Source organism: Pseudomonas putida, assembly GCF_028682475.1.
Taxonomy (GTDB): Bacteria; Pseudomonadota; Gammaproteobacteria; order Pseudomonadales; family Pseudomonadaceae; genus Aquipseudomonas; species Aquipseudomonas putida_AG.
Genome location: NZ_JANHLE010000025.1, coordinates 1 through 22,586 on the forward strand (window position 1 = coordinate 1; position 22,586 = coordinate 22,586).

Consider the following 22,586-nt stretch of genomic DNA (forward strand, 5'->3'; position numbering starts at 1 on the left):
ACAACCTCCAGACCTACAACGAAATCGGCTTGCGCCCCGCAAAGGAGTGCGCCAGCGTCCCGCCGTCGACCAGCTCCAGCTCCCCGCCCAACGGCACACCATGCGCGATCCGCGAAGCCACCAGGCCCTTGTCAGCCAGCAACTGCGCAATGTAATGCGCCGTCGCCTCGCCTTCCACCGTCGGATTGGTCGCCAGGATCACCTCGGTAAAGGTGCCCTGCTCTTCGATACGCGCCATCAATTGCGGAATACCGATCGCCTCAGGCCCCAGCCCGTCCAGCGGCGACAGATGCCCTTTGAGCACAAAGTAACGGCCGCGATAGCCGGTCTGCTCCACCGCATAGACATCCATCGGCCCTTCGACCACGCACAGCAATGTGTCGTCACGGCGCGTGTCAGCGCACTGCGGGCACAACTCCTGCTCGGTCAGGGTGCGGCACTGATGGCAATGACCAACCCCTTCCATGGCCTGGCTCAGGGCCTGAGCCAGGCGTGTGCCGCCACTGCGGTCACGCTCGAGCAACTGCAGTGCCATGCGCTGAGCGGTTTTCTGGCCGACGCCGGGCAAGATGCGCAAGGCATCGATCAGTTGGCGAATCAGGGGACTGAAGCTCATGGGCATTAACCTGGATATTCAATAAGCGCGAGAAAAAACGACGATGGGAGCAACGACCTCACAGCCGTGCTCCCACCGTAGGTACTACCTGAAACAATGACTCAGAACGGCATCTTGAAACCAGGTGGCAACTGCATGCCAGCGGTCATGCCACCCATTTTTTCCTGGCTGTTCTGCTCGACCTTGCGCACAGCGTCGTTGACGGCGGCGGCGATCAGGTCTTCCAGCACTTCCTTGTCTTCCTGCATCAGGCTGTCGTCCAGGCTGATGCGCTTGACGTCGTGACGACCGGTCATCACCACGCTGACCAGACCGGCGCCGGATTGGCCGGTCACTTCGGCGTTGGCCAGCTCTTCCTGCATCTTGGCCATTTTTTCCTGCATCTGCTGGGCCTGCTTCATCAGGCCGGCCATGCCACCTTTCATCATGGGGATCACCTCAAATTTAGTCTTACGGGGTGCGGCGCGGGTCAGGCCCGGGCCGCTTGTGTCATTCGGTCACTCGCTCTGGGTTACCGGAGCGTCTACAGGCTCAATGGTATCGTGTCGCACCATAGCGCCAAACTGCTTGATCATCTGCTGGATGAGCGGGTCGGCTTCAATCGAAGCCTCTGCCTCACCCTGGCGCTCGGCACGCTTGCGCGCTGCCGCCTGGGCCGGGGTTTCCTGTTCCGGGCGAATCAGCTCGATGGACAGCTTCAACGTGCGTCCGAAATGCTGGTTCAGGGCATCGTTCAGGCGTCGCTGCTGGGTGGCGTTGAACAGCGCACTGTGCGCCGGATCCAGGTGCAGCAGCCAGTCATCGCCTTCGGCGGCAATCAGCGTACAGTTGGCGGCGATACTGCCGGTCATCCCGGAAATCGGCAACTGCGGGAATAATTCCAGCCATTGCAAAGCCAGGCCGGTGGCCGGCATGGCCGCTGGCAACGGCTCGGGAGCAACGGCCGGCGTTTCTTCGTGCACATGCTCGATCGCCAGCTCATCCAGGTAACTGTAGCTGGCCGGATCCATCTCCGGCTCGTAGTAATCTTCGTCCAGCGGCGGCTCGTCGTCACGCTCCATGCCGGCAGGACTGTAGCCAATGCTCTCGTCGTGAGGCGGCTCGTCCTGGCGCACTACAGCCTGAACCGGTGCCGGGGCTGGCACCGACGAATCGACTACAGGTTCGGCTGCAGCAGAGGCAGTCTCAGACTCGCCAACAGGCTGGACCGGGGCTGGATCGTTCCACGGCAGGTCGACAACCGGCTCAGGCGCTTGCGCCTTGACCTCGACCGGCGCGGGTTCAGGCTCAGGCTCGGGTTGGGCAACAGCTATCGGCTCAGGCGCAGCAACAGGTGCAGGCTCGACAACTGGCGCCGCAACCACCGCAGGCGCAGCGGCACTCGCTGCTGCCACCGCACTTGCCGAATCAGCTGTGGCCTGGCTGATCCCCAACGGCTTTAGTACCGGCGTCGGTGCGTCATCGGTATCGGCGGGACGGAACGCCAGCATGCGCAACAGCACCATCTCGAAGCCGCCGCGCGGATCCGGCGCCAGCGGCAGGTCACGACGACCGATCAAGCCCATCTGGTAGTAGAACTGTACATCTTCGGCCGGTAGCGCCTGGGCCAGGGCCAAAACCCGGTCACGATCGCCCTGGCCGTTGTCCACAGCCTCAGGCAGCGCCTGGGCAATGGCGACGCGATGCAGCACATTGAGCATCTCGGCCAGCACACCGCTCCAGTCCGGCCCCTGCTCGGCGAGATGGCGCACCGCTTCGAGCAAGGCCCGCGCATCACCTTCAAGCAGCGCCTGCAGGACGCCATAGACCTGGCCATGGTCGAGCGTGCCCAGCATGGCCCGCACATCGGCGGCCAATACCTTGCCTTCACCGAAGGCGATGGCCTGATCGGTCAGGCTCATGGCGTCGCGCATCGAGCCGTCAGCGGCGCGACCCAGCAACCACAGCGCGTCGTCTTCGAACGGAACGTTCTCGGCGCCCAGCACATGGCTCAGGTGCTCGACCACCCGCTCGGGGGTCATGTTCTTCAGGGAAAACTGCAGGCAACGCGACAGAATGGTCGCCGGCAGCTTCTGCGGATCGGTGGTGGCGAGGATGAACTTGACGTAGGGCGGCGGCTCTTCCAACGTCTTGAGCAAGGCGTTGAACGAGTGGCTGGAGAGCATGTGCACTTCGTCGATCAAGTAGACCTTGAAGCGCCCACGGCTCGGCGCGTACTGCACGTTGTCGAGCAGCTCGCGGGTGTCTTCGACTTTGGTGCGGCTGGCGGCGTCGATCTCGATCAGGTCAACGAAACGCCCCTCGTCGATCTCCCGGCACACCGAACAGGTGCCGCAGGGAGTGGAGGTGATGCCGGTTTCGCAGTTCAGGCATTTGGCGATGATTCGCGCAATGGTAGTCTTGCCGACGCCGCGGGTACCGGTAAACAGGTAGGCATGGTGCAGGCGCTGGTTATCCAGTGCGTTGATCAAAGCCTTGAGCACATGGGTCTGGCCGACCATTTCGCGGAACGAGCGCGGACGCCATTTACGTGCAAGAACCTGATAACTCATCGAAAACCGTCAAATAGATAGACCAAAGACCGCTAATCCTAGCGGAGCAGGCCTGAAATTGCATCCGCTATGCGGCCTAACGCATTAAGCTTTGCTCGCCAGGACGTTGTTAGCACACAGGAAGAAGTGGATGCGTTGGGTTTTGAGCCTGTTGATGGTGTATTTCGGCCAACTTTCGGCCAATGAGTTACCTCCTTTGCGCTTTGCCGTCGCCGATAGCTGGACCATGCCGCTGGTTCAGCTGAAAAACAACCAGCCGGTCGAAGGCATCATGTTCGACCTGATGAACACCCTCGCCAGCCGCGTGCAGCGTCATCCTGAATTTCACGTAATGCCGCGCTTGCGCCTGCAGGCGGCGATGGAGCGCGGCAGCGTCGATGTACGTTGTTTCGTGATGCCGTCCTGGAGTGGCGATCAGTCGGGCAACTTCGTCTGGAGCCCGCCGCTGTTCCTGCAGCGCGACTGGCTGGTGGCTGCTCCCCGCGAAGCAGCACCGGAAAACCTCGCGCAGCTGTCCAGCCAGGCCATTGGTACTGTGCTGGGCTTTCACTACCCTGCTCTGCAGGCGCAATTCGACAGCGGCCAGCTCAAGCGTGACGACGCGCGCAATCAGTTGCAGGTGCTGCAGAAGTTGCAGGCTGGACGCTACCGCTACGCCGTAAGCAGCCAGTGGAGCCTGGACTGGTTTAATCGCTCGCTACCCGAAGCTCAACGTTTCAAGGCGGTGAAATTACTGGAGGAGCAGGCACTGAGCTGCTATGTGCGAAATGATCCCGGCGTACCCACGCAAGCCATTCTGCGCAGCCTTGAGACCATGAAAAAATCCGGAGAGATCGAGCAGATGATCAAGCGCCATACGACCGCGCGTCACAGCCAGGTACTGGCAGACAAAATAGCGCATGCAACAAGAGACGATTGGTAAACAAGGGAGGTAAAACAGAAGCAAGCACATGGCTTGAAGATAGGTGGCGACCCCACCAGCCACACCCCGGCACTCGATGTTCCCGCTATGGCTGCTCCCTTCCGGGCCTGACCAGGTGGCATGCCAGCATGCTCGGTAATCGTTGCGGGCCTTACGGGGTAAGGGTTTCAGGCTTGTTAGGTTTGCCGATCATCTACCATGTGAGCTCGTTTCACGGACGTTCAAAGTCAGGGGTGCGACCAGAATTGTTCCACTCAATTGGTCCACTTCATTGGTCCACTTTGGTGTTCCTCATATGGCTTACATCGTCCGCCGCCAATCGGTTTACTACCTAAACCTGCGACTACCCCAGCACCTGTTCCCGAACCGTCACACCTTGCGTGTATGCCTGCACCTGCGAGAGCGTCAGGCGGCACTATTCCTCGCCAGCTCACTGGCTCAACAGGTGCATCAATACCTGAGCAAACACCCCCTAACAGAGCCTCAGGCGCTTCGTACGCTGTGTTTGCAGTGGCGGGACGCTGCCCCAAAAACGACCATCCGGACCGCCCCACGGAAGACACAAGCGGCTACAGCGAAGCCGAGTAATGACAGCCCTACCCTCGCCACATTGTCCAAGCTCTATATAGAAGAAGGGAAACGTGGCGGCACTTGGCGAACGGTCAGCACCTTCGAGGTTGAACGTGCCCTGCGTGATCTGTTCGAGCTGATGGGCGACATGCCCGCTGAAGCGTTCGACGTTCACCAAGCCAGGTTGCTGAAAGAACGATTGAGCCGGTGCCCTCAGTACTTCGGCTTACGCCCCGAGTATGAAGGCAAGACCCTGAGACAGGTTGTTGAATCAGGCGCCACTTACAAGACCATCACCGCCGTCACTGTGAACAATCGCCTACGCAAGCTTTCTGCCTTCCTGAACTGGTGCAAGACAAACGGATATGTTGCGGACAATCCACTCGTGGGTATGAAAGTGATGACAGGATCAGCGAAGGAAGCACGCCTTTCCTTTGACCACCACGATCTGGTTGCCCTGCTGAACCACGCAGCATTGAGAAAGGAAGCCCGCAAGCACCCATGGCGATACTGGCTACCGCTCCTAGGGCGAGCCACTGGCTGCAGGCTTGAAGAACTATGCCAATTGCGAGTCGATGACTTCATCGAACAGCAAGGCATCCAGTGCATTCGCATTGATGACAGCCGTGAAGGCCAGAACCTCAAGAACACCAGCAGCCGTCGTGTTCTTCCTCTGCATCCTTCCCTGATCGAACTGGGTTTGTTACAGCACGTTGAGTCAGTCAGAGCAACTGGAGCAGATCGCCTGTTCCCTGAACTGGAAGCCGTTCGGGGGAAACTGGGCCACGCGCCATCGAAGTGGTTCGGTCGATACAAAACGAAGATGGGTGTCACTGACCCCCGGAAAACCTTTCATAGCTTTCGCCACACGCTGATTGACGACCTTCGGGATGCCGGGGTGCAAGACTCACTCATCAAGCGAATAGCAGGTCATGAGGACGGTGCTGTGACGTTCAGCATTTATGGCAGCCGCAGCCCACTGAGGGCGATGGCAGAAGCGATCTGCCAGATCAGTCTATAGCCTGTCGGGTGACCTGAAAGAGATGGCTACGTACTACTCCGAGCCAGTTCATCCCCCTATGGCGAGAGCTGGAAGCAGAGCTCCCCTGCACCGCTAGGGCTTCAGTGTCCGCTGGAGATGACCGCAGGATTGACAAGTACGCTAATCAGTTCAAAGCCTCTTAACGATTTTACGACGCCGCGTGTACTAGAACATGTTAGGTAGTTGCAGCATGACAACTACTGAAGCACACGAAAACTAGCACCAAGATAAACTTCCAACCATAGTCCACACTTGACTTTTCAAAGCAAATCTGTATAATATCCACCCTGTCAGCGCAACTGACATCTGCAACAACCCCCTATCAAATCACTACCTCGCTTGCTCAAGCCAACAGGCCACTGAGCAGAGCGGGTTTCGTGCTGTCTGCGATATGGGCCAACAAACCTAGCAACAACTAATACGCACCTATGCGCGTATAGCCCAGTAACTACAAGGATGTAATAATTGAAACTTGACGCCACCACACCAATCACCGCCGACACACCCAAACCTCTCAGCATTGATGGCCTAATCATCGATACATGCACTGGCGAAATCCTTGGGCACGATGACACGCCATCAGCACTTGCTGGCCCTGCCAAATACAAATGCGAACTTGGTAAGTGCCGAAGCGTTGATGACTTCGAGGATCACCTAAGCTTTGTTGATCGACGTAAACTACCACCCCACGCACTGCACTCACTACGAAGTGAAGTGGACGATGCTCACGGAGAATGGCGCCGTACTGGCATCGATTGTCGCATCACCATTCCGCAACTGCGACTACTTGAACAACTCCACGGACTTACTCTTTATCGCAACATTATCATCACCACCCAGGCCGACCTAGCGAAGTCGCTAGGAACTGCCGAATCAAACTTAATGAAGAAGTTAAGGGTACTGACTGACAGCCACATATTGCGGGTCTTGACATCACGAGATGGCAGTATGCGTAAGGGCGAGATAAAGCTAAGCGTGAACCCACGACTAGTTTTCAGGGGCGATGACTACACCCGTGACAGATATATCAAGAACTGGTATCACCCCACTGGCTACTTTAATACAGGAACGACTGAGTTATCTCAGGAGTCAGACTCTCTCACCAAAGCTGCGTAGGTAATTTCAAAAAGTTACGTAAGAATCGGCGTGCAGGCCCCGCAGCACAAGGAGGTCGACAGAATCCTATTATAAAAAGAAGTGGTCACTTCTGCCGCGAGGCAGAATTTGGAGCGTCTCGCCAAAGCGCAGCTTTGAGATTATTTACCTCTATGCATTATTATCGTGGCGTAACGCCACAGCAGGATCAACTGTGCCTGAAGCACGAATAACACCTCTATGTACCAGAGAAGAGAGGGGGCAAGACAGCCCCTCCTGCTCTTGCTCTTGCTCTTGCTCTTGCTCTTGCTCTTGCTCTTGATCTTGATCTTGATCTTGATCTTGATCTTGCTTGAACCTTAACGGGAACCTTAGAAACTATTACTGCGTGACGAAACGTCACAATAATATCTGCAAGGTTAAGATCAAAAGCTTAGGGGGCTTTCCACTCTGCCCCCTGCTACAAACATGCCGTTAGGCAAGATAGCAATTCTATCAGCAGAAAGAGAGAAGGGGCTGCGCTGCCCCTCCCGTTCTAGCTCTTGACCTCAATCATGCCGAACGGCATAGGTGTATTATCTTGTGACGGTGCGTCACAATTTAAAATGAGATGTAAGCCTACGGCATAGTGGGCTGTTGCTCCCCTGCCCACTACAGGGACCAATCCGGCAGGCGCAGGTAATCTCTCCAAGCCAGGGGTGGAGTAGTGCAGCCCCTGCTCTTCCTCTGGATTTCACTAATAACAATCTCACTGTGACAGCTACGTTACCGCGCATACAGCAGCAGTACTGCAATACAGCTTTGTGGGGCTAGGAGGTCATCGCAGCAACGTATCAACGTCTTTGTTACCTGCCTAGAAGCATTGAGTTTAAAGGTCAGAACAGAGGATGGTAGCGTTAATCAGCTAGGTGATAAATTGATGATGTTGGTATGGCCTGCCCTGTCTGCCTTGCTTCAAAGGCGAGGATCAGCCAAGACAGACCAACATAAGAAGACTAGGGGCTACACGTATTCTTCAGGCTTCTCTGCCGTAGCCAAGCCTGGGTTCACTACACAAGTGAGTGGTCCTCCTGGCTCAATGGAAGCCTCTACCGAGCAGATTAAGCCCACGGTTGAGAGGTGAGCAATCGCCACTCCTACGTCCTTCAGCGTCATATCACACTGATCAGCCACCAAGACCTGGGTAGTCTCCACAACACCGTTGCTATACACATTTGCCAAAAGGGTCAGCATGACCGTGGCAGCCTTGGGATTGGTCCGGATCAGATCAGACACCTCCGCGAAGAGAGTTCGTTCCATGCGTAGGAAGCCCAGACCATTATCTGCTGCGCCATTATTCAAATCGAGTTTTTCAGTCATAGTAAGGCTCTTCAGTTCAGTTAAAAGTTCGTTTGGCTTTCGCCCTTACTGACTTACTGACTTACTGACTTACTTCTCACGCAGCATGCGAGCTACGGGGCGAAGTTAACTTCTACCGAGCCACTCGCCTACTCGTGGAGCGGCTAGCTGGAACAGTCTCCGCCCCGTCACTCAATCATTCAAAGCCTTCGGTAGCTCATCAACCTTGAATGTCACGATTGGTGTGCTCACGATTAAAGCACATAAACCCAGCATTGAGGAATGCCTGCACTACCTCCTTCCCCAGCGCTTCAACACCAGTTCGGTCCCCGAGTCAGGGAGCTGCGTGTGGCTATTGGTATGAATCAAGAAGCGTTTGCAGACAAGTGCGGGTTCGCCAGGACTTACACGTCCCGCATAGAGACAGGCGGTGCTAACCCGTCTATAAACGCCATCAAGGTGTTGGCCGACGCCTTAGGCGTCAGAATCGCAGACCTCTTCGAAGGCATGTGAGCAGCACAACGCACTGAAGAACTATGCCTGATGCTAATTGATAGCTAATTGACGACCCCTCCTGAACGCCTCCTTGGCGGGGGTTACTCGCAGCACATTTCACGGAATTGCTGGGATTGAAGGCGGAGAGACTAAGCCAGACCCTCGCCTGTGCTATCGCCCATCTGGTTTAGCATCACGCCTGCCATGCGGGCACAGTATTCAGTGGCCAACTCCACCTGAGTCAGCGTCTTCAAGTACTCGATATCGGGCGACTGCCCCATGAACTCAATTAAGGAATCTTTAGCGGTGCTCGAATAGGATTCCCATAGGAAGTTGAACCAGTCCAATTCAGTTCTCGGAACCGAGCGAGCTGCATTCCTGTCAATGGCTCCAAAGAAGGTTGCAGGGTGCTGGGTGTAGGCATGTAGCTCTTCATCGGACAGCGGAATCCTGGTAATGAAACGCTGTTCATTGCTACATACAACACACCATGCTTCTCTCCGCTCGGCCATGACGACGCCACTCTCCAGCATCGCCTCCATCAAAGCTCCATCTGGGCCCGGGACCTGTAGCAGCTGACCTACTTGAAGCCTAGCTTCAGAGGAACCGCCAATGAATGCGTCAGGCTCTCCATCGAACGTGACGGGAATGCGCCTGTGCTTCTGTATCGACTCTATTAATGCAAAGACTGGAGCGTGTCGCCGCTTGATCTCAACCTGCTGAAGTAGGGTTTTAGCCCCGGGATGCAGATCCGCAATATGGAATCCCCACAGCAGCAGCCCAGAAGGTAGGTCAACAGCATCAAGATGATGCTCGTGCGGGTCATACGTTACGATGATGTAAGCTTCAGGGAGCGCCTTCGCCAAGGGGTCCAACTCAAACTTTTTGAGCAGAACTTCAGCCTCTACCAGAACAACAGGAGCGGACCGCTTCCTCCCCTCCTCTAGGCGCGCGTCATTCGTGTCGATGAAGACTAATCGGGGATGATCCGAATGCTTGCTCAAGGCTCGACTCATCTGCCTATTGATATTCATCCGCTTGCCTTCTCGCCGCTTTGCTTCAACAGCGTAAATCGCCCCAGATGACGTATGAGCTGCAATGAACTCAACGTGGGTACTTCGCCTGTCAGTTTCATCTTGGTGATCCAAGCTAAAACCCGCTCGAAGCAGAGCAGCGGCCACTCGCACCTCATAGAGCGCCCCAGGGAAATTGTCAGAGCACTTGATGCGGTCGATCAGTAATCGTTGAATCTCTACGGCGTGCTCCAAGCTATAGAGATCGTAAGCCAATCGCATGTATGACTCGATGGCCCCAGTCATCGGCTGAGCAGCACCCGGCCCTACGGCTTCAACGTGGGCTCTGGATTGCTCATAGCTACGGGTCGCCCAGTGGAGGATTTTATGGCGCTGTTCCACTGGCTTATTAATCTCGGCATTCCACCATTCACGACCTAGGACCACCTTAGGGTAGTCATAAAGGAAGTCATGGAAAGTCCGCCACTTGGTTGAGTAGTGAATCTTCTTACCAACGGCGACGAGCCTATGATCATGGAATGTTGAGGAGATGATCGGCTTGCCAAACCCCTGCTGTTCACGTCGCTGAAACTCTTGAGCCTGATGGCGCGAGATCATTACTTCTAATGCGTTCCGCATATGTGGTCCCGCTACCTGCTGCCCCCAGCCTGGGCCATCAGCAGTGCCATGGCAGCGCTTGAACTTTAACCCACTCCCGCAAGGGCATGGAGCGTTACGACCTGGCTTGGTAAGCATTCGGGCAGTCCTGAAAAGCTGATCCGCAAGGAACAGGGATCTGCCTGCGCCCACTAACGGAAAATAATAGACATTTGGCGTACAAGCTAGAAGAGCTGATGGCGCGCATGATCCGCGTATTCTTTAACCTCTACCTAACCGACCACAAGCAGATGAATACACATAACGCCTGCAACCCGTATTCACTAGGCTTGATTTTGGCAATGAATACAGCCACACTCCAAGCATCTAAAGTTAAATGAATACAGAGGCAGGGATATGGCACGAGTTGGGTACATCCGCGTTAGTTCGGTAGATCAGAACGTAGACCGCCAGCTTGATGGTGTTGCCTTAGATAAGGTCTTCACCGAGAAGCTCAGCGGAGTTACCACTGACCGTCCCCAGCTTCAGGCCATGCTGGAGTACGTGCGTGAGGGCGACACCATTCTGGTACACAGCATTGACAGGCTTGCTCGCTCCCTGGCGGATCTACTGAAGCTAGTGGAAGACCTAACCAAGCGGGGCGTCCATATCCGCTTCGATAAAGAGCAGTTGGAGTTCACTGGCGAAGACAACCCGACCCAGCACCTGATGCTCTCGATGATGGGAGCTGTAGCTCAGTTTGAGCGAGCCATGATCAAGGAGCGTCAGCGAGAGGGAATAGCCAAGGCCAAACAGAGAGGTGTCTACAAAGGTCGCATTAAGACCGTTGATGACGTAGCCATACAATCCGCCGTGCGTGGTGGGCTATCATTTCGCAAGGCCGCTGAGAGCCTTGGCGTAAGCCTGAGCACCGTGCAACGTGCCATGAAGGCCAGTGCATAATCTGGCTGTACCCAGATAATAGCGATCACTAGGTGGGCGAGGTGTATGGACGACGATAAGGCAGCTGCGATAGCGAACGCCCTTGAGGGGCTTCATCTTAACCAGATAGCCATCCGAGCTTCAGTGGAAGAGCTGAGTACATGGGTGAGGCAGAGGGGCAGCGTTAACATACACGACAATGTAATGGGAGCCCTTCAGACACTGGACACCAATGCTGATTCCATCACCTCAGCGATAGAACGGCTTCGATCGTGACGGCGCTATGCCATATTTCAAAGAGAGGTTTGTGTGCCCCGCTTGCCATTAGCTACCGGGTCTAACCTCGACCCAGACTGATCGGCAGTATCGAATAATTGCCGACACCATACAGCTCAAATTGACTATCGGCACTATTCTAGTTTAATAACTTTGGAGTAGAGAGCATGCAGTCAAACCGAGATTAGCGCTCATCCCGTCGCCGCTTATCCCCAATAATATGCATAAGGTAAGGTGTCAACTCACGCATGATCAAGCCGGAAAGCTTCTCCACATCCTGCTCAGTAAGAATGGAACCCTCATCCACGCCAAGGTTGCTAAATGCATATTGTACTGCCCTATCAACAGCTTGATCTCTTGCTCTTACGGCTGAGCGCTTCACCGCTTGACGTAGAATAGAGTCAAACGCACGCTCAATGCTGCCTTCCGGAATACGCTCGTAGCTATATGAAGCCTGGATATCGGCTCTATCAAGACCCAGGTCAAATTCTGCAACTATTCTCTGGGAGTTTCTTGGATCTATGCAGTAGCTAGCGTGTACAGGCGCACCCGAATAATTCTCCGCCAAACAGACAACCATGCGTCTGACGCCGAAGAACTCTATATATCCAAGCAATTGGCCATCCGTTCCTCGGTTACTCACTGCCACACAGTGAAGTGGAACCCCTTCCGGTCTACGCAGCATTAAATCACTTTCATACCAATACCCGAAGCATGCCTCTGCTCCGTCCTCCAACAAGTATTGCCTGGCATTGGTACAATCTTTGGCTACTACGCCGTTAACCACAGCAAAGCAGAGTACAGACTTAACGAGGGAGCGCCCCGAGAGAGCACCACCAAACTCCATTGAGAAGTTCAGCGGACTCCTCGAATACCTTGACTGCACGCCAGAATTGGCAATTGTCGATTCCAAGTCAAAGTTAGGGTACTTCCGTTTAACACCCTTAAGTATCTTACGTGCCTCTTCAGGACTACGAGCAACGAGTTCAATCTTCATCGCCCCAGAACCTTCGGGAGTTTGGCTAAAACTAGCTCTAGCCGGGCTCATGCTACCATCCGCATGTAGCACTAGTTGGTCGCCATCAAGATTTTCAACCGCGAGAGAGGGCAATACTCCGCGCTCCCTCTTAACTCCAATCAATAGTCCCAGTGACTGAAGATCCTTGGCCAAGGCACTATCCCAAGCTTGCCCAGCACCATTGTTGCACTTCACACAAAGCACACCAGATACTTTATAACGCCCACCAATAGCGTTAATTACAATGTGCTCTTCGGAGTCATTAGCATCCGAGAGAGGACTATCACAAAGCACACACTCCATCACTTCCCCTCCTTAAGAGTACCCCTTCAAACACCGGCATCATTAACACAATTGAGTGCCTAACCCGTGCTGGCAAACGTTGACTAGAAGAAGCCCCGCCGTAGCGGGGCCCTACCTCCTGTTATAACCGCCGCAAGGCATCAGCCAGAATACTATTGGGATTTGCTTTCCACTCAGTCGCCGGCTGCGTTCCCTGCATGAGCAGAGCCTCATAGTCACTTATACCTGCAGTCCTTGCAGCAAGTGCCACATGCTCTCGTACAACCCTATCAGCACCAGCCGGGGTCGTATCTGGCGTAAATTGCACAGCCCAAAGAGTAGTCAGCTTGTGTTTCACGTAATGATGGCTTTTCAACACTTCGTAAAACTTCGCCCGCGCAGCAGTGGAGACAGAACCGTTCAAATCCACAGTGAGAATCGCATGAATGGTCATTACTTACTCCCCCTCTGCTTGTTGTTTTGAGATGCTACCGACGCCGCGAGCTTCTTGGTGTCAGCACTGAACTTGCTGCTTTGCAAAGCTTTGCCCGCTTTGGCTTCCATCTCAGCACTCGTTTGCTTACCAGTATTGGTCTGAGCCAGAGCAGAGGCAGCAAAGCTCTTGGCTATGGCGGAGGCGGCAGAATCACGAAGCGTCTCGGAGGCGAGCCTGGCGATCTTTGGAGAGGACTTCTTTGTGTTTGTGCTCATGATGCTCATCTCATTAATTAGTTGAGCTGACACGCCTGAAGCCTAGGGACACGAGGGGTGCAACCCCTAGCCCAGACAGTGGCAACGATCATCTGATAGGCTGAGCGGGTAACTACGAGCTAGTCTCAAAGAGACTACATCGCAATCACCCGCGCTACTCATGCAGCCACGAAGGCCGACTAGCCGATTTAGAAGAGGGTCAACTGACCCGGATGAGACCGCCAGTGCTGACACACGCTCTCCCAGCGGCCAAACCTAAACCGGGGGTAGCTGCGCACAAACACAACCTTGATACTAGAACGAGCCATATGTGGCCCTCCTACGACGGATGGAAGGGTTTTGGCTTGCCCCACACAGTCGCTAGGACTACACTGCTCCACGTCTTCCCATAGACATATTGCAGGTTGCGGGTGGTTTGGTAGACCCTCGTTCACCTCACCTGAAGCTCAGAAGTGTTGGTAGCACTCCTGGGCTTCTTTATGCCTTCAAATTGACACCTACCAGAACAAGCTGCGCTGTCCCGTCAACTTCCCGTGCTTCCTGAGATTGTCCAACCGAAACCTTGAGCTCGTGATGCTAGTGCCGCACATCTCAGCCAACCGCTCAGGGGTACCGGCGTCAGCACAAGCTGCAATAGGCATCATGATTGCTGCCGTGATTGCCTTTGCCTGCCACTCAGAATCTTCATAGAACCGATGCTGCCCCAGGACAGCCCCCCGATGAAGGGTAACTGCGTGCTCCAATACAATGTGACCCATCTCATGCACAACAGTACTGCGTCCAAAGACGTTATCTGCATGGAGCATGTCGTAGACGTCCTCTCTCAGCACCACCAAATTCTTTTCAGGGATAGTGAAGGCAGCACATTCGTCAAGCTGGTCCACCTCCACAACCTTGTAGTTAAACCCAGCGTTCGGGAGGGTGTGCTCCAAGATTTTGGCGCAATCCAACATGTATCGCTCACCCGACCGAAGAGGGAGCGCTGCTCGGATACCCTCAGCGATCTCCTCAAGCGACGCATAACTTTGAGCCCTTACCTTTAGCCCCTGCGGCGTTCTCACGTCCCCGTTCGAGTAAAGCGTTGTCAATCTTTAATCTCCCTTCTTCGGCTGAGCCTGAAGCCACTGGCGAATCTCCTCAGTTGGAGCACTACCCTCTTGAAGCCTGCGGGCGAACGCTGCAACGAGACCCCTGGCATCAGAGTCCAACTCAGCTGTATTTACCACGTCTTTAGATCGCTCAGCAGCCAGCCTAAGCTGATGCAGCTGTTCCGAATCTGCATGCTCAGCAAAGAACGCTAGCGCCGCTTCAATGTGCCTATCAGATAGTCGCTTCTCGCCGTACTCAATACCGCTGAGATGCGCTGAACTGATAGCCATAGCTTCTGCCATTGCTTTTAGAGACACGTCAAACCTCATCCGAAGCAATCTGGCAGCTTCACCAAAGGGTGTAAGTCTCATTTGATCACCTTCATCTCTTCCCCGTACCCCTGCGTTACCTTCCTGGCAATCATCTTCTCCATTTAGAGAAGATCGTAGCTCTGAATTATTTATCGGTCAAGCAGCCAGTGAAGAACCGTGTAAATGCGGAGGTAGTTAAGGGTCAAATGATGGAGTGAGGTACGGGAGGCAATGCAGACAATGAGGCAGGATGAAGGGGTCGAAGGCTGTTGCAGCTCGATCATCCACAAACAGAAAGGGACTGGATCAATCAATTCGAAGAAGCTAGCATGCAGCTTATGGCGCACCACTTAGGTGTACCTAAACGCTGTTCCACTTCGACATTTTTGAGCGATAAATCCTTGTAAAACCAAGGACTTAAAGATAGGTGGCGACCCCACCAGCCACACCCCGGCACTCGATGTTCCCGCTATGGCTGCTCCCTTCCGGGCCTGACCAGGTTAACGGGTAATCAATGCGGGGGGACCGATGGGGTCACCATAACGCAGCTCATCTGGCGACGAGCCGCGCCATTGTACCGGCATCAAGTGAAGATACAACCTCTAATTCAAAAAAAACCATCAGCACTCAATGACTTGGCTGTTTTCCAGAGCTTAGATGGCAATGCCGTGATCACCCAGAAAGGTCACGAATGCATCTTCATCCAGCACCTTGAGCCCCAGTTCGTTGGCCTTGGCCAGCTTGGAACCCGCGCCAGGTCCGGCCACCACGCAATGGGTCTTGGCCGACACCGAGCCTGCGACCTTGGCACCCAGGCTTTCCAGCTTGTCTTTGGCGACATCGCGGCTCATGCGCTCCAGGGAGCCGGTCAGCACCCAGGTCTGACCGGCCAGCGGCAAGCCGGCAGCGACTTTTTTCTCGCTCGTCCAGTGCATGCCGAATTCACGCAGCTGCGCCTCAATGGCCAAGGCCAACGCAGCATTAGCCGGCTCCTGGAAATAGCTGCGCACGGCATCGGCCTGCTTGGCCGCCAGGGCCTGGCGCAGATCGATGCCGTCGGCGGCGATGATCTTTTCCAGGCTGTCGAGTTTGGCCACCAGCTTTTCCGCCCCCGTCGGCCCTACCGAGGGAATATCCAGCTTGGCGATCAGCCCGGCCAGCGTGGTGCTGGCCGCAAATTCGGCGCCCAGCTCACCCTCGTCCTGCAACTGCAGGCCACGCTCGAGCAACTGACTGATGACCGTTCGGTTGTGTTCATCTTCAAAGAAGCTATGGATCTCGTGAGCCACTTCCAGACCGATGTCCGGCAGGTAGGTCAGCACCTGCGGCAATGCCGCCATGACCCGCTGCAGCGACCCCAGCGAGCGCGCCAGGACCTTGGCCGTCTCTTCACCCACGTCGGGAATGCCCAAGGCGTAGATGAAGCGCGCAAGGCCTGGCTGCTTGCTGGCAGCAATGGCCGCCAGCAGGTTCTTGCTCGACAGTTCGGCAAAGCCTTCCAGGTCGACAATCTGCTCGAACGTCAGCTGATAGAGGTCGGCCGGCGAGCGGATCAGGCCTTCATCCACCAGTTGCTCGACGCTCTTTTCACCGAGCCCTTCGATGTCCATGGCGCGCCGCGAGACGTAGTGAATAATCGCCTGTTTGAGTTGCGCAGCGCAGGCCAGACGGCCGACGCAACGGTACACCGCGCCCTCACTGACGGTTTCCTTGCCCTTGCTGCGTTTGATCAGCTGCGTCCGCTCAACCTGCGAGCCACACACCGGGCATTGCGTGGGAATGTGCACCGGCCGGGCATCGTCAGGGCGACGCTCGGTCACTACCTGCATCACCTGTGGAATCACATCGCCAGCGCGACGGATGATCACTGTATCGCCGATCATCAGCCCCAGGCGCGCCACTTCGTCCATGTTGTGCAACGTGGCATTGGACACGGTCACTCCAGCCACCTTCACTGGCTTGAGGCGTGCCACCGGCGTGACCGCACCGGTACGCCCGACCTGAAACTCCACGTCCAGCACTTCGGTCAGCTCTTCCATGGCCGGGAACTTGTGGGCAATGGCCCAGCGCGGCTCGCGAGCACGGAAGCCCAACTCGCGTTGGGAAGCCAGGCTGTTGACCTTGAACACCACACCATCGATTTCGTAAGGCAGGTCGTTACGGCGCTCGCCGATATCGCGGTAGTACTCCAGGCATTCGGCAACGCCCGCGGCATGGCGCAGTTCGCGACTGATCGGCATGCCCCAGGCTTTTAGCTGTTCCAGGGTGCCGATATGGGTGTCGGCCAGCGGTGCCGAGACCTGGCCCAAGCCATAGCAGCAGAACTCCAGCGGGCGGCTGGCGGTGATTTTCGAGTCCAGCTGGCGCAGGCTGCCCGCTGCAGCGTTGCGCGGGTTGGCGAAGGTCTTGCCGCCCGCTTCGATCTGCGCCTGGTTCAGACGCTCGAAGCCGGCCTTGGACATGTACACCTCGCCGCGCACTTCGAGCACGGCTGGCCAGCCCTCGCCTTGCAGCTTCAGCGGAATATTACGCACAGTGCGCACGTTGACGCTGATGTCTTCACCGGTGGTGCCGTCGCCACGAGTGGCGCCCTGAACCAGTTGTCCGTCGCGGTACAGCAAGCTGACCGCCAAACCATCGAGCTTGGGCTCGCAGCTGTAGTCCACCGCCGCGCCGTCACCGAACAGGTCGCCTGCCGGCAGGTCCAGGCCTTCGACCACTCGCCGGTCGAACTCGCGCAGGTCGTTTTCCTCGAAAGCATTGCCCAAGCTCAGCATCGGCACTTCGTGACGCACCTGACTGAAAGCCGACAAGGCTGCACCACCGACACGCTGGGTCGGCGAATCAGCGGTCACCAGCTCAGGATGCTCGGCCTCCAGGGCTTTGAGCTCGTTGAACAGGCGGTCGTATTCGGCGTCCGGAACGCTGGGTTCGTCGAGCACGTAGTAGCGATAGTTGTGCTGGTCGAGTTCGGCGCGCAGTTCGAGGATTCGGGATTCGGCGGTCATTTTCGTATTCTCTTGCAAAGCAAAAGAGCAGCCTGGGCTGCTCTTGCATTTTTTTCGGCGAGACCTTGAGGGCCTCATCGCGGGGCAAGCCCGCTCCCACCGGGAGGCTGTTGTGGGAGCGGGCTTGCCCCGCGATGCTGTTAGCGTTTCTGAGTCAGGGCACGGCGCTCGAACTCGACGATGCGCTGACGGTAATGCTCGATGGTCTGGGCTGTCATGACGCTGCGCTGGTCGTCCTTGAGCTCACCGTTGAGTTCATGGGCCAGCTTGCGCGCAGCCGCGACCATGACATCGAAGGCCTGTTTGGGATGACGCGGCCCCGGCAAGCCGAGGAAGAAGCTCACCGCGCGGGTGCTGAAGTGATCGATATCGTCCAGGTCGAACACGCCCGGCTTGACCGCGTTGGCCATCGAGAACAGCACTTCGCCATTACCGGCCATGCTTTCGTGACGGTGGAAAATATCCATTTCACCGAAACGCAAACCGCTTTCCAGAATGTTCTGCAGCAAGGCCGGGCCCTTGAAGCCGCCTTCGTCGCGGGAAATCACGCTGATCACCAGCACTTCTTCAACCGGTGGCAGTTCACGGGTTTCGGTAGTAGCAAAGCTGCTGCCATTGCTACGGGTTTCATCCGGGTAATCGTCGTCAACACTGGCGAACAGGTCCGGCTCACGCTCGCGCGGCTCGGCAGCCAGGTTCAGGTCGCCCTGTTGCGGCTCGTTGCCACGCTTGCGCTTGGCGGATTTCGGCTTGCTGTTGCTGTCACGCTCGCGCGCAGCACTCATGGACGGCAGGTCATGCTCGTCCAGCTCAGGCTCCTTGTGGGTGTCCAATACCCGCGGCGGGCCGATCAATTCGGGACTGTTGTCGTCATCGGGGGCATTGGAGAAGCTGCGATCCAGACGAAACTTCAGCTTGCCCTTGCCGCCGCGCATACGACGCCAGCCGTCAAAAAGAATACCGGCGATGACAATGATGCCGATGACGATCAGCCACTCGCGCAGACCGATTTCCATGTAATCCTGTGCCTCTGTAAAAAATGCTGAAAAATAAAGGGTTTAAACCCCTTTAAAACGTGGCGCCAACTCTATGTTCTGACAGGCGTTTTTACCCACGCAAAAAATAAGTGACATTAAGCTAGCACGACCAAAGATAACTTTACACCGTCTGTCGCAACTGACAGGGCCATTTAGCGCAGGTTCACGCCTTATCGCCTCCAATCAGGCGTCGACCATGGCCATCGCCTCCTCCACATCGACTGCAACCAGACGTGAGCATCCCGGTTCATGCATGGTAACCCCCATCAACTGATCGGCCATCTCCATGGCAATCTTGTTGTGGGTGATATAGATGAACTGCACTGTCTGACTCATCTCCTTGACCAACCGGGCGTAGCGTCCGACGTTGGCATCGTCCAGTGGCGCATCGACTTCATCGAGCATGCAGAACGGTGCCGGGTTCAATTTGAAAATGGCAAACACCAGGGCCAGGGCGGTCAGCGCTTTCTCCCCGCCCGAGAGCAGGTGAATGGTGCTGTTCTTCTTGCCCGGTGGCCGCGCCATGATTGTCACCCCTGTATCGAGTAAATCTTCGCCCGTCAGTTCCAGGTAAGCACTGCCGCCCCCGAAAACTTTTGGGAAAAGTGCCTGTAATCCGGCATTTATCTGATCAAAGGTATCTTTGAAGCGGTTGCGGGTTTCCTTGTCGATCTTGCGAATGACGTTTTCCAGGGTGTCCAGGGCTTCGACCAGATCAGCGTCCTGAGCATCCAGATAGCGCTTGCGCTCTGACTGCTGCTGATACTCATCGATGGCCGCCAGGTTGATCGCACCCAGGCGCTGGATGCGGGCGTCGATGCGCTCCAGTTCCTGTTCGGCTTCTTGCTCACTGGCCGCCTCGCTCAGGGTGCCAATAACGCCTTGCAGGTCATAACCATCGGCCTGCAGCTGTTCCTGGAGGGTTTTGCGCCGTACGCTCAACCCTTGCCACTCCAGACGGTGCTGTTCCAGCTGGCCGCGCAGCAATTGCGCTTGCTGCTCGGCTTGAGTCCGGCGTTTTTCCGCATCACGCAACTCGCGGTCGGCCTCGTCCATATGCAGGCGCGCCTGACGCATTTCGTCATCGACGCTCATGCGCTTTTCCAGCAACTCTTCAAGTTTCAGGCGCAGCTCTTCCAGCGGTGCTTCGCCCTCCTCCAGGTTGAGATTGAGTTGCTCGCGCTTTTCCGTCAGGCGCTCCGCTTGCAGCTCCAGACGTTCAAGGGCCTGGCGAGTGGAATCGTGCTGGGCGCGCAACGAGCCCAGGCGCACGGCCAGTTGATGAGCGTGATCCTTGTGCTGACGGGCTTCCTGACGCACCCGGTCGAGGCGCTCACGCAAGCTGTCGCGCTGAGCCAGAAGCAATTCGCGTTGTTCGGTATCCTGGGCCATCAGATCGAGGGCCTCCTGCAATTGCAGGCGCGATTCACCGAGATTCTCGCTTTCGAGGGCGCGTTGCTCCACCAGTTCGGCCAGTTCTTCTTCCAGACGCCGACGCCGCAGGCTCAATTGCTCGGCGCGTGCCTTGCCGGCCGACAGCCGTGCATTCAGCTCACTCTGCTGGCGGGCTTCATCCTGAGCACGACGGCGCACTTGCTCGCGGTGCTCTTCAAGGCCCTGCTGGTGTTCGCGCTGCTCTTGCAGCCGGGCTTCAAGCAATTCAAGCGCAGCCTCCAGCTCCTGATGCTCAAGCCCCAGGCGCTCCAGTTCCTGGCCACGGGCCAGCAGCCCACCTTGAGCATCGCTGGCGCGATTGACCCGCAGAAAATGCCGCCCGACCCAGTAGCCATCACGACTGACCAGGCTCTGACCGTCACTCAAGCGGCTGCGCCGGGCCAGCGCCTGCTCAAGGTTTTCCACCGGCAAAACCTGCCCCAACCAGGGCGCCAGATCGACCCGGCCTTCAACCTTGTCGAGCAAGCTGCCCGGAATACGTGTGCTTTCGGTCGTTGAATCAAGCAAGCGCAGATCGCCCTGACTGAACGCCGCCAGATCAAGGCTGCTGAAATCATCCACCAGCACGGCCTGCAAATCGGCGCCGAGCACGGTTTCCACTGCCAACTCCCACCCCGGCTCGACCCGCAGGCCCTCAGCCAGGCGCGGACGCTGCTCCAGGCCCTGCTCGCGCAACCATTGCGCGGTGCCGGTGCCCGGATCCAGCGCGGCCTGCTGCAACGCTTCAAGCGAAGCCAAGCGCCCACCCAGACGCTGCAACTCGCCCTGGGTCTGCTGCTGCGCCTGGACGGCCTGCTGCAGTTGCTCGCGCAGGGTTTCCAGCTGCTCGACCACTTGCTGTTCCTGCACCTGCAGGTCTTCGAGCAGCAGTTCGCTGGCAGCCAATTGCTCACCCAGCTCAAGAATCGCCGCATCTTCAGGGTCGGCGCTGAGCTGGTCGCGCTCTTCCGCCAGCTTGCGCTGGCGCTCGGCCAGACGCTCAAGGGCCTGTTCGAGTTGCTGGATACGCGCCTGCTGCACTTCGGCCTGACGTCGTGGTTCGGCCGAGCGGGTGTTGAAGGTGTCCCACTGCTCCTGCCAGCCGTGCATGGTGCCTTCGGCTTCTTCCAGGGTGGCCGCCGACTCTTCGGCAGCGGCCAGGGTCATTTCCTGCTCGGGCTCAAGCATTGCCAGCTCTTCGCCGAGGGTCGCCAGCAAAGTACGGTCATGCCCCAGGTGCGACTCGGTCTCCAGGCGCGAGCGCTCGGCCTCCTTGAAGTCGTCCTGAAGTTGGCGCAGGCGCTGCTGGCCATGCTGGATGCTCTGCTCGACGCGGGCGATATCGCCGCCGACCGAATAGAAGCGCCCCTGTACCTGCCCGAAGCGCTCGGACAGCTCATGATGGCCATCACGCAAGCGCTCGATGCTGGCATCGGCATTGCGCTGCTCGGCCACCAGCGCTTCGAAGGAAACCTCCTGATCTCCGATCACCGCTTCGCGCTGAGTGACCTGCTGATCCAGCGCCTGCCAGCGCAAGGCCGCCAGTTGCGCCTTGAGCTGGCGTTCCTCGGCCTTGTATTCCTTGTACTTCTCGGCGGCCTGGGCCTGGCGATGCAAGCGTTCGAGCTGGCGCTCCAGCTCCTCGCGCAGGTCGGTCAGGCGCTCGAGGTTTTCATGGGTGCGACGGATACGATTTTCAGTCTCGCGCCGACGCTCCTTGTACTTGGAGATCCCGGCCGCTTCTTCGATGAAGTTGCGCAGGTCTTCCGGCTTGGCCTCGATCAGCTTGGAGATCATTCCCTGTTCGATGATCGAATAGCTGCGCGGCCCCAGGCCGGTACCGAGGAAGATATCGGTGATATCACGGCGCCGGCACTTGGTGCCGTTGAGGTAATAAGTGTTCTGCCCGTCGCGGGTGACTTTGCGGCGGATGGAGATTTCCGCGTAGGCGGCGTACTCACCGACCAGGGTGCTGTCGGAGTTATCGAACACCAGCTCGATACTGGCCTGGCTCACCGGCTTGCGGCTGGTCGAGCCGTTGAAGATGACGTCGGTCATCGACTCGCCACGCAGGTTTTTCGCCGAGCTTTCGCCCATCACCCAGCGCACCGCGTCGATGATGTTGGACTTGCCGCAGCCATTGGGCCCGACCACCGCCGCCATGTTGCTGGGGAAGTTGACCGTGGTCGGATCGACGAACGACTTGAACCCGGCCAGGCGAATGCACTTGAGGCGCAT

18 protein-coding genes and 1 other RNA gene are annotated in these 22,586 nt (G+C 56.9%); 5 read left to right on the forward strand and 14 right to left on the reverse strand.

What is annotated here, in order from left to right; translation table 11 throughout:
- Positions 1-13: 13 nt before the first annotated feature.
- The 3 genes from recR to dnaX form a co-directional block, all read right to left on the reverse strand.
- Positions 14-616, reverse strand: coding sequence for a recombination mediator RecR (recR, locus tag NPS47_RS19225; RefSeq protein WP_274296378.1), 603 nt, complete (start codon positions 614-616; stop codon positions 14-16).
- A gap of 101 nt (positions 617-717) precedes the next feature.
- Positions 718-1,044 (reverse strand): YbaB/EbfC family nucleoid-associated protein, encoded by a 327-nt coding sequence (locus NPS47_RS19230; RefSeq protein WP_028945400.1) that lies wholly within the window; start codon positions 1,042-1,044, stop codon positions 718-720.
- A 69-nt stretch (positions 1,045-1,113) separates the two neighbouring features.
- On the reverse strand, positions 1,114-3,168 hold the full coding sequence (gene dnaX, locus NPS47_RS19235; protein WP_274296379.1) for a DNA polymerase III subunit gamma/tau: 2,055 nt from the start codon (positions 3,166-3,168) through the stop codon (positions 1,114-1,116).
- 130 nt (positions 3,169-3,298) lie between these two features.
- Here dnaX and NPS47_RS19240 point away from each other — a divergent pair, with 130 nt between their 5' ends.
- The 3 genes from NPS47_RS19240 to NPS47_RS19250 all read left to right on the forward strand — a co-directional run bounded on the left by NPS47_RS19240 (position 3,299) and on the right by NPS47_RS19250 (position 6,818).
- Positions 3,299-4,090 (forward strand): substrate-binding periplasmic protein, encoded by a 792-nt coding sequence (locus NPS47_RS19240; protein ID WP_274296380.1) that lies wholly within the window; start codon positions 3,299-3,301, stop codon positions 4,088-4,090.
- Between the two features lie 295 nt (positions 4,091-4,385).
- Entirely contained in the window at positions 4,386-5,681 is a 1,296-nt protein-coding gene (locus NPS47_RS19245) for a site-specific integrase (protein ID WP_274296381.1), read from the forward strand.
- Positions 5,682-6,167: 486 nt separating this feature from the next.
- Positions 6,168-6,818 carry a replication/maintenance protein RepL gene (locus tag NPS47_RS19250; protein ID WP_274296382.1) on the forward strand — a complete coding sequence of 217 codons (651 nt, stop codon included), beginning with the start codon at positions 6,168-6,170 and terminating at the stop codon, positions 6,816-6,818.
- Positions 6,819-7,799: 981 nt separating this feature from the next.
- Here NPS47_RS19250 and NPS47_RS19255 read toward each other — a convergent pair.
- Entirely contained in the window at positions 7,800-8,156 is a 357-nt protein-coding gene (locus NPS47_RS19255; RefSeq protein WP_274296383.1) for a hypothetical protein, read from the reverse strand.
- 261 nt (positions 8,157-8,417) lie between these two features.
- On the opposite strand from NPS47_RS19255, the gene NPS47_RS19260 reads away from it, so the two are divergent.
- On the forward strand, positions 8,418-8,648 hold the full coding sequence (locus NPS47_RS19260; protein WP_274296384.1) for a helix-turn-helix domain-containing protein: 231 nt from the start codon (positions 8,418-8,420) through the stop codon (positions 8,646-8,648).
- Between the two features lie 131 nt (positions 8,649-8,779).
- Here NPS47_RS19260 and NPS47_RS19265 read toward each other — a convergent pair whose 3' ends face one another.
- Positions 8,780-10,399: a YecA family protein gene (locus NPS47_RS19265; protein WP_274296385.1), complete on the reverse strand. Its 1,620-nt coding sequence runs from the start codon at positions 10,397-10,399 to the stop codon at positions 8,780-8,782.
- A 258-nt stretch (positions 10,400-10,657) separates the two neighbouring features.
- On the opposite strand from NPS47_RS19265, the gene NPS47_RS19270 reads away from it, so the two are divergent.
- Positions 10,658-11,203, forward strand: a complete 546-nt coding sequence (locus tag NPS47_RS19270) for a recombinase family protein (RefSeq protein WP_274296386.1) — start codon at positions 10,658-10,660, stop codon at positions 11,201-11,203.
- A 439-nt stretch (positions 11,204-11,642) separates the two neighbouring features.
- Here the strand turns inward: NPS47_RS19270 and NPS47_RS19280 are convergent, their stop codons facing one another.
- The 9 genes from NPS47_RS19280 to smc all read right to left on the reverse strand — a co-directional run bounded on the left by NPS47_RS19280 (position 11,643) and on the right by smc (position 22,586).
- Positions 11,643-12,779, reverse strand: a complete 1,137-nt coding sequence (locus NPS47_RS19280) for an HNH endonuclease (protein WP_274296387.1) — start codon at positions 12,777-12,779, stop codon at positions 11,643-11,645.
- Positions 12,780-12,900: 121 nt separating this feature from the next.
- Complete coding sequence (locus tag NPS47_RS19285; protein WP_274296388.1) at positions 12,901-13,212, reverse strand: hypothetical protein; 312 nt, start codon at positions 13,210-13,212, stop codon at positions 12,901-12,903.
- Positions 13,212-13,469, reverse strand: a complete 258-nt coding sequence (locus NPS47_RS19290) for a hypothetical protein (protein ID WP_274296389.1) — start codon at positions 13,467-13,469, stop codon at positions 13,212-13,214. Before NPS47_RS19290 ends, NPS47_RS19285 begins: the two co-directional genes overlap by 1 nt.
- A gap of 497 nt (positions 13,470-13,966) precedes the next feature.
- Positions 13,967-14,557: an ImmA/IrrE family metallo-endopeptidase gene (locus NPS47_RS19295; protein ID WP_274296390.1), complete on the reverse strand. Its 591-nt coding sequence runs from the start codon at positions 14,555-14,557 to the stop codon at positions 13,967-13,969.
- Between the two features lie 3 nt (positions 14,558-14,560).
- Positions 14,561-14,929, reverse strand: a complete 369-nt coding sequence (locus NPS47_RS19300) for a helix-turn-helix domain-containing protein (protein WP_274296391.1) — start codon at positions 14,927-14,929, stop codon at positions 14,561-14,563.
- A gap of 374 nt (positions 14,930-15,303) precedes the next feature.
- Positions 15,304-15,400: signal recognition particle sRNA small type (gene ffs / locus NPS47_RS19305), an RNA gene on the reverse strand.
- Positions 15,401-15,522: 122 nt separating this feature from the next.
- A complete protein-coding gene (ligA, locus tag NPS47_RS19310) occupies positions 15,523-17,877 on the reverse strand; it encodes an NAD-dependent DNA ligase LigA (RefSeq protein ID WP_274296392.1) in 2,355 nt (784 codons plus the stop codon).
- A 140-nt stretch (positions 17,878-18,017) separates the two neighbouring features.
- Positions 18,018-18,893 (reverse strand): cell division protein ZipA, encoded by an 876-nt coding sequence (gene zipA / locus NPS47_RS19315; protein WP_274296393.1) that lies wholly within the window; start codon positions 18,891-18,893, stop codon positions 18,018-18,020.
- 204 nt (positions 18,894-19,097) lie between these two features.
- Complete coding sequence (gene smc / locus NPS47_RS19320) at positions 19,098-22,586, reverse strand: chromosome segregation protein SMC (protein WP_274296394.1); 3,489 nt, start codon at positions 22,584-22,586, stop codon at positions 19,098-19,100.